Below are 12,316 nucleotides of genomic sequence, written 5' to 3'. Positions count from 1 at the left end.
GTGTGCGGATTCGGCATGGCAGGCATGCTAGACATTCGCTTGTCGCATCCCGGGGGCGGGCCTAGCGTCGGACCCATGGAGAAGATCGCATTCCTCGGGCTCGGCCACATGGGCGAGCCGATGGCCCGTCATCTGCTGGCCGCGGGACACCCGTTGACCGTATGGAACCGCACCGCCGCGAAGGCGGACGCCCTCGTCGGGGCGGGGGCGCGGGCCGCGGCGGACCCCGTGGACGCGGTGCGCGAGGCCGATGTCGTCATCACGATGCTGGCGGGGCCCGACGCCGTACGAGAGATCGCCGGTGCCATCCTGCCCGCGCTGCGGTCCGGCGCGTACTGGGTGGAGATGTCGACGGTCGGCCCCGATGTCGTCAGGGAGCTGGAGCAGCGGGTCCCGGCCGGGGTCACGCTCGTCGACGCGCCCGTGATGGGCAGCACCGACAAGGCCGTCGCCGGGCAGCTCGGCATCCTCGCGGGCGGTGACGCGGCGGGCGTCGAGCACGTCCTGGCCCGCTTCGGTCCCGTCACCCGCACTGGCGGGACCGGTACGGGCGCCGCCCTCAAGCTCGTCGTCAACACCGCCGTCATCGGCGGCGTCGGGCTCGTCGCCGAGGCCATGAGACTGGCCGACGCCCTCGGCCTGTCCGAGGCGACCGCGCGGGACGCCCTCGCCAAGGGGCCGCTCGGCGGTGCCGTCGCCCGCGCCTTCGCGGAAGGGGTCCACTTCGGCAGCGACCTCGCCGTCAAGGACATCGCCCTGGCCACGGAGGCCGCCCGGCTGCCCGCCATGGAGGCGGTACGCGGCCACTTCGAGGCGGCCGCCGCCGACCCGGACGTCGTCCACGAGGACATCTCCCGAGCCGTCACCCACATCCGCACCCGCCGCGACGCGCAAGGGGGACGCACATGAGTACGCACATGCGGATCACCCTCGGCAACCCGCCGAACGCCCCCCAGCCCCTGGGCCCCTACTCCCAGGTCGCCCGCGTCGAACTCCCGGAAGGCGGCGCCCTGCTGCATCTCTCCGGCCAGACCGGCGAGGGCGACGGCCTCGCCGCCCAGTCACGCCGGGTCTTCGAGACCCTGGACAGCCTGCTGCGGGCGCACGGCGCGGGGCTCGGCGACATCATCAGCATCCGTACGTACCTCACGGACATCGGCGGCCTGCCCGACTACGCCGCCGTGCGCCGGGAGTTCCTCACCGGCACCCCGCCCACCAGCACCACCGTCGAGGTGCCGCGCCTCTTCAGGCCCGAGGCGCTCATCGAGGTCGAGGTCGTCGCGGCCGTCCCCGCCGGGCGGGCCGTCGCCGGAAGCGCTGCCCAGTAGCGCGAGGAAGGAGCGGACGGCGCCCGGCATGTCCACCGACTCCGGTGCGAGCAGCCACTGGTACTGCAATCCGTCCATCACCGCCACCAGGAGCGGGGCGGCGGCCTCCGGCGTGAGGCCGCTCGGCAGGCGCTCCCCGTACTCGGTGCGCAGCACCGCCGCGAAGCTGCCGCGCACCATGTCGTAGCGGTCCGTGAAGAAGGCGCGGGCCGGGTGGCCGTCCGTCACGCTCTCACCGAGCAGGGCGGAGAAGGTCTGCACGAGGCCGGGGCGCATCGCGTTGTACTCCACGAGCGAGCAGAGCAGGTCGAGCCGCCACGCGCCGCGCGGCACCGCGTCCCACTGGTCGCGGGCCTCCAGAACGGCCACGAGCAGGGCGTCCTTGGTGGGGAAGTAGTGCAGCAGGCCCTGCTGGGTGAGGCCGACCCGCTCGGCGACCGCGCCCAGACTCGCGCCCCGGTAACCGCGCTCGGCGATCACCTCCAGGGCGGCCCGGAGAATCTCCGCGCGCCGCTCCTCGCCCCGGGCCCTCGCCTTGGCCGCCATGGTGCTCACCCTTCCCTAGGTCCCGTCCCGAGGACCGTACGACATGTTTAGATCACGGGAATGTAACGATACCTACCGGACTACAGGTAGCCGATGCAGGATGAAGGAACCGGCACGCTCAACGGCTCATCGAGGAGGCACCGCCATGGCGGCACCCAGGTCCACCGGGGCCACGCAGGAGGACCGGGCCCGCGAGGCCGTGGTCGAGGCCGCGCTCGGCAAGCTGGACCTGGCCGCCAAGGCCCGCCTGCTCGGCGGCAAGGACATGTGGTCCCTGCACGCCCTGCCGGAGATCGGCCTCGGGTCCCTCGTGATGTCCGACGGCCCGGTCGGCGTGCGGGGCGTGCGCTGGACCGCCGACGACCCGTCCATCGCCCTGCCCTCGCCGACCGCCCTCGCCGCCACCTGGGACCAGGACCTGGCCCGCCGTGCCGGGGTGCTCCTCGCGCAGGAGGCCCGCCGCAAGGGCGTGCACGTCCTGCTCGCGCCGACCGTCAACCTCCACCGCTCCCCGCTCGGCGGACGCCACTTCGAGGCGTACAGCGAGGACCCGTACCTGACCGGCGTCATCGGCACCGGCTACGTCCGGGGCGTGCAGAGCGGCGGCGTCGGCACGACCGTCAAGCACTTCGTGGCCAACGACGCCGAGACCGACCGCTTCACCGTCGACAACAAGGTCGGCGCCCGAGCGCTCCGCGAGCTCTACCTCGCCCCCTTCGAGGCGATCGTCGCCAACGCCCACCCCTGGGGCATCATGACCGCGTACAACCAGGTCAACGGCGTCACCATGACCGAGCACCGCTACCTCGTCAACGAGGTCCTGCGCGGCGAGTGGGGCTTCGACGGCGTCAACGTCTCCGACTGGATGGCCGCCCGCTCCACCACCCGCGGCATCGAAGGCGGCCTCGACGCCGCCATGCCGGGGCCCGGGACCGTGTACGGCGAGCCGCTCGCCGCCGCCGTCCGCGCGGGCGAGGTCGCGGAGGAGACCGTCGACGAGGCCGTGCGCAACGTCCTGCGGCTCGCCGCCCGCGTCGGCCTCCTCGAAGGCGCCGGACCCGTCGTCTCCCGGGTCCCCGCCGAGACCGACGGCGAGGCCCTGGCCCGCGAGATCGCCCGCCGCTCCTTCGTCCTCGTACGCAACGAGCACCGGACGCTCCCGCTCGCCCCCACCTCCGGCACGGTCGCCCTCATCGGCGCCGCCGCCCGCGACGCCCGGGTGCTCGGCGGCGGCTCCGCCACCGTCTTCCCCGACCACGTCGTCTCCCCGCTCGACGGCCTGACCGCCGCGCTGCCCGAGGGGACGCTCAGCTACGCCGTCGGCGCCGACCCCAACGCCGAACTCCTCCCCGCCGACAAGGGCTTCGCGCTCAAGGCGGTCTGCCGCGACGCCGAGGGCCGTGAGCTGGGCGTCGGCAGCCTCCCCTCGGGCCAGGTCCAGTGGATCGGCGACGACCTGCCCGACGGCGTCACCCGCGAGGCCCTCGCGAGCGTCGAGGTGACCGGCACGTTCACGCCGCGCGAGAGCGGCGAGCACGCCTTCGGCACGCGCGGACCCGGCGCCTTCCGGCTGACGGTCGCGGGGCGGGTGCTCTTCGACGGCGTGCGGGAGATGGGCGCCGCGTCCGACCCGTTCGAGGCGTTCTTCGGCGCTCCCGTCGAGCGCGGCACGGTGGCCCTCACCGCGGGCGAGCCGGTGGAGGTCTCCCTGCTGCACACGCTCAGCGAGGCGACCACGGCCCCGCTGTCGGGTGTCCTGTTCTCCCTCGTCCACCTCGAACCCCGGCGTGACGCCGACGAACTGATGGCCGAGGCCGTCGCGGCCGCCCGTGCCGCCGACACCGCCGTCGTGGTCGTCGCCACCACCGAGCGCGTCGAGTCCGAGGGCTTCGACCGCAAGGACCTGAGGCTGCCGGGCCGTCAGGACGACCTCGTACGCGCCGTCGCCGCCGCCAACCCCCACACCGTCGTCGTCGTCAACTCCGGCTCCCCGGTGGAGCTGCCGTGGCGCGAGGACGTCGCGGCGGTGCTGCTCGGCTGGTTCCCGGGCCAGGAGGGCGGCGCGGCCCTCGCCGACGTCCTGCTCGGCGCCGAGGAACCCGGCGGCAGGCTCCCCACCACCTGGGGCGACCTCTCCGCCGCACCCGTCACCCGGGTCACCCCCGCCGACGGCGAGCTGGCCTACGCCGAGGGCGTCTTCATCGGCTACCGCGCCTGGGACAGGGCGGGCGCCACCCCCGCCTACCCCTTCGGCCACGGCCTCGGCTACACCGACTGGGCCTACGAGTCACTGACCCTCGACGGCACCACGGCCACGGTCCGCCTCCGCAACACGGGCGAGCGTCCGGGCCGCGAGGTCGTCCAGCTCTACGTCGCACCGGCCGAGCCGGACGCGGACCGCCCCGCGCGCTGGCTCGCGGGCTTCGCGGGCGTGACGGCGGGCCCCGGCGAGACGGTGGAGGTGAGCGTCGCCATGCCGCGCCGGGCCTTCGAGACGTGGGACGAGACGGCGGGCGCGTGGGCGTACGGCGACGGCACGTATGTGGTGACGGCGGCCCGCTCGCTCACGGACGACCGCCTGAGCTGCCGCGGTCACCTCACGGAGAACGCGTAGACCGTCCGTGACCGATGGGTGCGGCCCGGCCGCAGGACCGTCGACGGGAAGTCGGGCCGGTTCGGCGAGTCGGGGAAACGCTGGGTCTCCATCGCGATCCCGCCGCCCGGGACGAACGGCAGGTCCGCGTCGAAGTGATCGGCGGTGTAGAGCTGGAGCCCCGGCTCGGTCGTCGAGATCGTGAGGTGCCGCCCGGTGGCGGGATCGAAGAGCCCCGCCGCCTCGACCGCCTCGTCGGTGACGCCCTTGTCCAGCACGAAGTTGTGGTCGAGGCCAGGCCCCACGGCCCGCGCCGCACGGAAGTCGAACCGCGTCCCCGCCGCGTCCTCGTACGCCCCGCTCGGGATCAGGCCCCCGTCGACCGGCGTGATCCGGGAGGCGTCGATCCGCACCTCGTGCCCGTGCGCGCTGCCCGATTCCGCGCCCGCGAGGTTCCAGTACGTGTGGTTGGTGAGGTTCACGACGGTCGGGGCGTCGGTGACCGCCTCGTAGGTGACGCTCAGGGCGCCCGCCGCGTCCAGGGCGTACGTCACCGAGACGGTGAGCCGACCGGGGTAGCCCTCCTCGCCGTCGGGACTGACCCGGGTGAGCCGCACCGCGTGGTCGCCGTCCGGTCCGGCGTCCCAGACGTGCTTGTCGAAGCCGCGCTCGCCGCCGTGCAGGGCGTTGGCCCCGTTGTTCCGCGCCAGCCGGTGGGTCCGGCCGTCCAGCGTGAAGACGCCACCCGCGATCCGGTTCGCGTACCGCCCCACCAGCGCGCCGAAGTAGGGCCCGGGATGCTTGAGGTACTCCTCAAGCCTCTCGAAGCCCAGCGCCACCGACGCCACGCGCCCCGACCGGTCGGGAACTTCAGCCGTCTGCACGATCCCGCCGTACGTCAGGACGCGCACCCGCACTCCGCCCCTTTCGAGCGTCCAGCGGTGGACTGGGGTGCCGTCGGGGAGTGCTCCGAAGAGTTCACAGCGCATGATCGCGACCCTACGCCGGGCCACGCGTCTTGTGACTACCCAGGACTAGACCAGTGGCTCGGGTGCGGTGGTCTGCCGCCTAGGCCGGTGGCTCGGGCGCGGTGATCTGCCGGTAGGCGAGCGCGGCGAGCCGGGACTGGCCGTCCTTGCTGGGGTGGAACCAGTCCCAGTGGCTCAACTGGCCGCCGTCGAAGCGGTAGGCGTGGACCGCCCCGCCGTCGTACCGGCACCGCCGGTCCTTCTCGCACACCTCTTCGAGCACTTCGTTGTACTCCACCACGCGGTCCCGCACCGAGTTGCGCCGCTCGGACGCCGCGGTGTCCAGGTTGTCGGGGTCGGCCAGCATCGAGGAGCAGATGCCCAGCTTCCACACCTGCTTGCCGAGCGGGTTGGTGCGCCCCTGGGACCAGAGCCGCTTGAGGTCCGGCACGGACGCCACGTACACCTGGGTCTTCGGCAGCGCGCTGCGGAGCGTGCGCAGTGCGGCGGTGAAGTCCTCGCGGAAGTCGCCGACCGGGGTCATCGAGGCGGCCGTTGAGCGGCAGGCGTCATTGGCGCCGACCATCACGGTCAGAAGCTCGGGCCGCTCGGCGACGGCCTGTTCCACCTGGCCGGGCAGATCCGCCATCCGGGCGCCGGTCCTGGCGTGGTTCCAGCTGTGCGAGGCGGCGCGCTCCTTGCCCAGGAGCCGGGTGGCGAGGCTGCGCACCCCGGCGTCCGTGCCGGTCGCCCAGGACGCCTCGGGGCAGTCGGAGAGCACCGAGCAGGCGTCGAAGCCGCGCGTGATGGAGTCGCCGACGGCCGCGAGCGAGCGGGGCGTGGTGTCCCAGGAGGGCGTCGGTTTCGGGGACGGCTTGTCGTGGGCGGACGGGCCGCCGGGGGCTCCGGAGTCGCCGCCCTGCGCATCGCACGCGGTCAGCGACGCGGTGCCGAGAAGAGCCGCCGTCGCGAGAGCGACGACGGCACGCGAGCGGTGCCTGCGGTTCCGCATCCCCTGGTCCCCTCTGTCGATCTACGTGACGCCGTGTGCCCGCCCGGGGTTGCGCCCCGCCGGGTGAAAGGTCGGAGTTTCCTGGGCTACGGACCGACGGTACGTCACACTCCTTGCGCCGCCGCACGGTAGCCTCGGCCCCGTAGCCGCCTGGCCACTGCTGTCACGGCGGCGACAGGCGGGAGATCCACCCGGTGACGCCCCGCTGCTGTGGTTCCGCTAAATTACATCACGTCACATCTGTCCCCTTTTTTTCAGGTTTCTCTAGTATTTGGGGAAAACTGCTCGGCACGGGCGCGAGGCCGCTGGGGAAGGCGAACCTCGACCCACACTGGAGGTCCCGGTGACGACACGTGGAGTTCTGTACGTGCACTCCGCTCCGCGCGCGCTGTGCCCACACGTCGAGTGGGCCGTCGCGGGCGTGCTCGGCGCGCGCGTGAGCCTCGACTGGATCAGGCAGCCCGCGGCGCCGGGCACCTGGAGATCCGAATTCTCCTGGCAGGGCTCGGTGGGCACGGCCTCCAAGCTCGCCTCCGCCCTGCGCGGCTGGCAGATGCTGCGCTTCGAGGTCACGGCGGAGCCCTGCCCGAGCGCCGAGGGCGAGCGGTACAGCGCCACGCCCGAGCTCGGCATCTTCCATGCCGTCACCGGGCTGCACGGCGACATCCTCATCCCCGAGGACCGGCTGCGCGCCGCCCTGGCCCGCTCCCAGCAGGGCGAGAGCGACCTGGCCGCCGAGCTCGCCAAGCTCCTCGGCAAGCCCTGGGACGACGAGCTTGAGCCGTTCCGCTACGCGGGCGAGGGCGCGCCCGTGCGGTGGCTCCACCAGGTGGTCTGAGACGCGCGAAGGGCCCCCACCAGGTGGTGGGGGCCCTTCGCGTACGTACTGCGAGCGAGGTCAGACGGTCCTGAACGCCAGGACCACGTTGTGACCGCCGAAGCCGAACGAGTCGTTCAGCGCCGCGATCCTGCCCTCGGGCAGCGCGCGGGCCTTGTCCCGGATGACGTCCGCGTCGACCTCGGGGTCGAGGTTCTCGATGTTGATCGTCGGCGGGGCGATGCGGTGCTTCAGCGCGAGGACCGTGGCCACGGTCTCCACGCCGCCCGCGCCACCGAGCAGATGACCGGTCATCGACTTGGTGCTGGCGATCGCCATGTGGTCCACGTCGTCGCCGAACGCCTTGCGCAACGCCTTGATCTCCGCGACGTCACCCTGCGGCGTCGAGGTGGCGTGCGCGTTCACGTGCACGATCTCGGCGGGCTTGAGGTCGGTGTTGTCGAGCAGGTTCTGGAGCGCCGCGGCGATGCCGTTGCCGGACGGCTCGGGCTGCGTGATGTGGTGCGCGTCGGCCGAGATGCCCTGGCCGACGGCCTCCGCGTAGATCTTCGCGCCGCGGGCCCTGGCGTGCTCCTCGGACTCAAGGACGATCACACCGGCGCCCTCGCCGAGCACGAAGCCGTTGCGGTCGGCGTCGTAGGGACGCGAGGCGCCCTGCGGGTCGTCGTTGTTCTTGGACATCGCCATCATGTTGCCGAACGCGACGATCGGCAGCGGGTGGATCGCCGCCTCCGTGCCACCCGCGACGACGACGTCGGCGCGGCCGGTGCGGATCATCTCGATCGCGTAGCCGATGGCCTCGGCGCCCGAGGCGCAGGCCGACACCGGGGTGTGGACGCCCGACTGGGCGCCCAGCTCGATGCCGACGTTGGCCGCCGGGGAGTTGGGCATCAGCATCGGCACGGTGTGCGGGGAGACGCGGCGTACGCCCTTCTCCTTCAGCACGTCGTACTGGTCAAGAAGCGTGGTCACGCCGCCGATGCCGGAGGCGATGACCGCGCCGAGACGGTGCGGGTCCACCGAGGCGTCCTCGCCCGCCTTGGCGGTGTAGCCGGCGTCCGCCCAGGCCTCCTTGGCCGCGATCAGCGCGAACTGCGCCGAACGGTCCAGCTTGCGGGCCTGCGGCCGGGGGATGACCTCGCCCGGCTCCACGGCGATCTGGCCGGCGATGCGGACGGGCAGCTCGGCTGCCCAGTCCTGCTCCAGCGCGCTGACGCCGGAGCGGCCCGCGAGCAGGCCCTCCCACGTCGACGCTGCGTCGCCACCCAGCGGTGTGGTTGCGCCGATACCGGTGACGACCACGGTGCGATTGGTCGAGTTCACAGGAAAATTCTCCACGGTGTTGAGGGGATCAGCGGCGCCACCGCCGGGTGGCGACAGAGCACGGCCTGGATCAGGCCTGGTGCTCGAGGATGTACTTGGTCGCGTCGCCGACCGTCTTGAGGTTCTTGACGTCGTCGTCCGGGATCTTGACGTCGAAGCGCTCTTCGGCGGCGACGACGACCTCGACCATGGACAGCGAGTCGACGTCCAGGTCGTCGGTGAAGGACTTGTCCAGCTGGACGTCCTCGACCGGGATGCCGGCGATCTCGTTCACGATCTCGGCGAGACCGGCGACGATCTCTTCCTGAGTGGCGGCCATGTTGGCGCTCCTTCTTATGTATCCAGAGGGTGTGGCGCCCGCCGCGGCAGCGGCAGGTTGGTTTACAGCCGTACGGATCGGATGATCCGGACGTGATGCCTAGGGGAGGGTAACGACCGTGGCGGCGTACACGAGACCCGCCCCGAAGCCGATGACGAGCGCGGTGTCGCCGCTCTTCGCCTCACCGGTCGCCAGGAGCCGCTCCATCGCGAGCGGGATCGAGGCGGCCGAGGTGTTGCCGGTGGTGCGCACGTCACGGGCGACCGTCACATGCTCCGGCAGTTTCAGAGTCTTCACCATCGAGTCGATGATCCGCTCGTTGGCCTGATGCGGAATGAAGACATCCAGGTCGTCCGCGGTGATTCCGGCCGCGTCCAGCGCCTGCTGTGCGACCTTCGCCATCTCGAACACGGCCCAGCGGAACACCGCCTGGCCCTCCTGCGTGATGGCAGGGAACTTTTCGGGAGCGCCATTGCGGTACGCCTCCCAGGATTCGGTCTGCTTGATCGTCTCGGACTTGTCGCCCTCCGAGCCCCAGACCGTCGGGCCGATCCTCGGCTCCTTGGAGGGGCCGACGATCACGGCACCGGCACCGTCACCGAACAGGAACGCCGTCGCGCGGTCGTGCAGGTCGGTGAGGTCGCTCAGCCGCTCCACGCCGATGACCAGGACGTATTCGGCGGAACCATCGGTGACCATGCCCCTCGCGAGGGTCAGGCCGTAGCCGAATCCGGCGCAGCCCGCGGAGATGTCGAACGCGGCGGGCTTGCCCGCGCCGATCTTGTCCGCGATCTCGGTGGCGATGGCCGGGGTCTGCTTGAAGTGCGAGACGGTGGAGACGATCACGCCACCGATCTGCTGGGGCGTGATGCCCGCGTCGGCGATCGCCTTGCCCGCCGCCTCGACCGACATCGCGGCCACGGTCTCCTCGTCGGAGGCCCAGTGGCGGGTCGCGATGCCCGAGCGGGATCGGATCCACTCGTCGGACGAGTCGATCGTTTCCAGGATCACCTCGTTCGGCACGACACGGGTGGGCCGGTAGCCGCCGACGCCCATGATCCGCGCGTACGGTGCGCCCTGGCTGGGCTTGATCTTCGACATGCGCTACGGCTCCTTGTCAGTCGTCGGCTCAGGAATGCTCGGCGACGAGCGTGCGGGCCGCGTCGAGGTCGTCGGGGGTCTTGACCGCGAGCGTCTTGACGCCGGGCAGGGCGCGCTTGGCCAGACCGGTGAGGGTGCCGCCGGGGCACACCTCGATGAGGGCCGTGACCCCGAGCTCCTTGAACGTCTCCATGCAGAGGTCCCAGCGGACCGGGTTGGCCACCTGGCCGACGAGCCGCGCGATGACCTCGGCACCGGTGGCGACGGTGGCGCCGTCCCGGTTGGAGACGTAGACGGTCTTCGGGTCGGCGGTACGCAGCCCCTCGGCCGCCTCTTCGAGCTGCGAGACGGCCGGAGCCATGTGGTGCGTGTGGAAGGCGCCCGCGACCTTGAGGGCGACGACCTTGCGGACACCTTCGGGCTTGTCGGCCTCCAGGGCTTCGAGCTGCTCCTTGGTGCCCGCGGCCACGATCTGGCCCGCGCCGTTCACGTTCGCCGGGGTCAGGCCGAGCTTCTCCAGGTGCGCGGTGGTGACCTCGGGGTCGCCCCCGAGCAGCGCCGCCATGCCGGTCTCGGTGACCGCGGCGGCCTCGGCCATGGCCAGGCCCCGCCTGCGGACGAGGCGCAGGGCGTCGTCGTCGGAGAGCACACCCGCGTACGCCGCGGCGGTGATCTCGCCGACGCTGTGGCCCGCGACGGCGCCGGGCGCGATGTCACCCAGCGCGGCGGCGGAGAGCAGCCCGGCGGCCACGAGGAGCGGCTGGGCCACGGCGGTGTCGCGGATCTGGTCCGCGTCGCCCTGCGTGCCGTAGTGGGCGAGGTCGAGCCCAATGGCGTCCGACCAGGCACCGAGACGGTCGGCGGCGCCGGGGAGGTCGAGCCAGGGGGTCAGGAAACCGGGCGTCTGAGCGCCTTGGCCGGGAGCGACGAGTACGAGCACTCTCACACTCTCTCTTGTGGACGGCCCACCTGGCCGGTGGGGACAGGGACGAAGAACGGCTGACGGAATTGTAGAGGCCCAACAAAAGGCTATGCCTGGGGATCCCCATCGGCCAGACGCCCCAGGATCAGCGCGATCCGCAGCGTGAACGCGGAGCGTACATCCGAAGGTGACCAGCCGGTGACGTCAGTCACACGTCGGAGCCGGTAGCGCACGGTATTGGGGTGGACGAAGAGCATCCGGGCGGCACCTTCGAGGCTGCTCGCCTGCTCCAGATAGACACTCAGCGTTTCCAGGAGGGCGGAGCCCGCTTCTTCGAGCGGTCTGTAGATCTCCTCCACCAACTGCTCGCGGGCCGCCGGATCACCCGCCATGGCGCGCTCGGGCAGCAGATCGTCCGCGAGCACGGGGCGCGGCGCGTCCTGCCAGGCCGCCGCGGCCTTGAGCCCGGCGGCCGCGGCCTGCGCGGAACGGGTGGCGGCGAGCAGGTCGGGGACGATCGGCCCCGCCACGACGGGCCCCGCCGCGTACGGCCCGATCAGCGCCTTGGCCACCGCCAGCGGATCGTCCTTGCCGCCCGCGATGACGACCAGGCGGGTGCCGAGGACTCCGGTGAGGACCTGGAGCTTGGCGTGCCGGGCGGCGCGGCGGATGGCCTCGACGGTGAGCTCGCTGTCGCCGTCGGGGGCGGTGCCGAGGATCACGCAGACGTGGTCGGGCGAGTTCCAGCCGAGCGCCGCCGCCCGGCTGACCGCGCCCTCGTCGGCCTCGCCGGACAGCACCGCGTTGACGACGAGGGACTCCAGGCGGGCGTCCCAGGCACCGCGTGCCTCGGCGGCCTGCGCGTACACCTGGGCGGTGGCGAAGGCGATCTCACGGGCGTAGACGAGGAGCGCCTCGCGCAGCACCGACTCGTCGCCGGGCGCGGCGACCTCGTCGATGGCCGACTCCATGACCTCGATCGTCGTACGCACCATCTCCACGGTCTGGCGCAGGGTGATCGCCCTGGTCAGCTCGCGGGGCGCGGTACCGAACACGTCGGTCGAGATGGCCTGGGGCGCGTCGGGGTGCCGGAACCACTCGGTGAACGCGGCGATACCGGCCTGCGCGACCAGGCCGATCCAGGAGCGGTTCTCCGGTGGCATCGCCCGGTACCAGGACAGCGTCTCGTCCATGCGCGCGATGGCCTGCGCCGCGAGACTCCCTGACGACTTCTCCAGGCGCTTCAGGGTCGCGGTATGGGCATGCGGGGTCCGGCCGTCCTGGCCGGCCCCCGGCTGGGACTCCTGCGGAACTTCGTTCGCTGAGGGTTCGGGCACGGGACAAGACTGCCTTATCGGGACGGGGG

The 12,316-nt window shown here is 72.2% G+C and carries 11 protein-coding genes and 1 pseudogene; 4 read left to right on the top strand and 8 right to left on the bottom strand.

Annotation, left to right across the window (positions count from 1 at the left end; translation table 11 throughout):
• Positions 1–75 precede the first annotated feature (75 nt).
• Both AB8Z36_RS14030 and AB8Z36_RS14025 read left to right on the top strand, forming a co-directional pair.
• On the top strand, positions 76–909 hold the full coding sequence (locus AB8Z36_RS14030; RefSeq protein WP_369213605.1) for an NAD(P)-dependent oxidoreductase: 834 nt from the start codon (positions 76–78) through the stop codon (positions 907–909).
• 8 nt (positions 910–917) lie between these two features.
• Positions 918–1,328, top strand: a complete 411-nt coding sequence (locus AB8Z36_RS14025; protein WP_369213607.1) for a RidA family protein — start codon at positions 918–920, stop codon at positions 1,326–1,328.
• Here AB8Z36_RS14025 and AB8Z36_RS14020 read toward each other — a convergent pair.
• Positions 1,320–1,874 (bottom strand): annotated as a pseudogene (locus AB8Z36_RS14020) (TetR/AcrR family transcriptional regulator); the annotation flags it as partial. The gene AB8Z36_RS14025 and the pseudogene AB8Z36_RS14020 overlap by 9 nt on opposite strands.
• 145 nt (positions 1,875–2,019) lie before the next feature.
• Here AB8Z36_RS14020 and AB8Z36_RS14015 point away from each other — a divergent pair.
• Positions 2,020–4,488 (top strand): beta-glucosidase H, encoded by a 2,469-nt coding sequence (locus AB8Z36_RS14015; protein ID WP_369213604.1) that lies wholly within the window; start codon positions 2,020–2,022, stop codon positions 4,486–4,488.
• Here AB8Z36_RS14015 and AB8Z36_RS14010 read toward each other — a convergent pair.
• Both AB8Z36_RS14010 and AB8Z36_RS14005 read right to left on the bottom strand, forming a co-directional pair.
• Complete coding sequence (locus tag AB8Z36_RS14010; RefSeq protein WP_369213603.1) at positions 4,467–5,456, bottom strand: aldose epimerase family protein; 990 nt, start codon at positions 5,454–5,456, stop codon at positions 4,467–4,469. The two genes, AB8Z36_RS14015 and AB8Z36_RS14010, sit on opposite strands and share 22 nt — an antisense overlap.
• Before the next feature lie 79 nt (positions 5,457–5,535).
• Positions 5,536–6,447: an SGNH/GDSL hydrolase family protein gene (locus tag AB8Z36_RS14005; protein WP_369213602.1), complete on the bottom strand. Its 912-nt coding sequence runs from the start codon at positions 6,445–6,447 to the stop codon at positions 5,536–5,538.
• Positions 6,448–6,790: 343 nt separating this feature from the next.
• On the opposite strand from AB8Z36_RS14005, the gene AB8Z36_RS14000 reads away from it, so the two are divergent.
• Positions 6,791–7,285, top strand: coding sequence for a DUF3145 domain-containing protein (locus AB8Z36_RS14000; protein ID WP_369213601.1), 495 nt, complete (start codon positions 6,791–6,793; stop codon positions 7,283–7,285).
• A gap of 60 nt (positions 7,286–7,345) precedes the next feature.
• Here the strand turns inward: AB8Z36_RS14000 and fabF are convergent, their stop codons facing one another.
• From fabF to fasR, 5 genes are all read right to left on the bottom strand, one after another.
• On the bottom strand, positions 7,346–8,608 hold the full coding sequence (gene fabF / locus AB8Z36_RS13995; RefSeq protein WP_369213600.1) for a beta-ketoacyl-ACP synthase II: 1,263 nt from the start codon (positions 8,606–8,608) through the stop codon (positions 7,346–7,348).
• 70 nt (positions 8,609–8,678) lie between these two features.
• Positions 8,679–8,927: an acyl carrier protein gene (locus AB8Z36_RS13990; protein WP_055531551.1), complete on the bottom strand. Its 249-nt coding sequence runs from the start codon at positions 8,925–8,927 to the stop codon at positions 8,679–8,681.
• Positions 8,928–9,026: 99 nt separating this feature from the next.
• Entirely contained in the window at positions 9,027–10,028 is a 1,002-nt protein-coding gene (locus tag AB8Z36_RS13985) for a ketoacyl-ACP synthase III (RefSeq protein ID WP_369213599.1), read from the bottom strand.
• A 28-nt stretch (positions 10,029–10,056) separates the two neighbouring features.
• A complete protein-coding gene (locus AB8Z36_RS13980; protein ID WP_369213598.1) occupies positions 10,057–10,968 on the bottom strand; it encodes an ACP S-malonyltransferase in 912 nt (303 codons plus the stop codon).
• An 89-nt stretch (positions 10,969–11,057) separates the two neighbouring features.
• Positions 11,058–12,197 carry a fatty acid biosynthesis transcriptional regulator FasR gene (gene fasR, locus AB8Z36_RS13975; protein WP_369213606.1) on the bottom strand — a complete coding sequence of 380 codons (1,140 nt, stop codon included), beginning with the start codon at positions 12,195–12,197 and terminating at the stop codon, positions 11,058–11,060.
• Positions 12,198–12,316: the final 119 nt, after the last annotated feature.

The sequence above is a fragment of the Streptomyces flavofungini genome, from assembly GCF_041028215.1.
GTDB lineage: Bacteria > Actinomycetota > Actinomycetes > Streptomycetales > Streptomycetaceae > Streptomyces > Streptomyces flavofungini_B.
The sequence above is the reverse complement of the archived record's forward strand: the minus strand, read 5'-3'. Positions and strand labels throughout refer to the sequence as shown.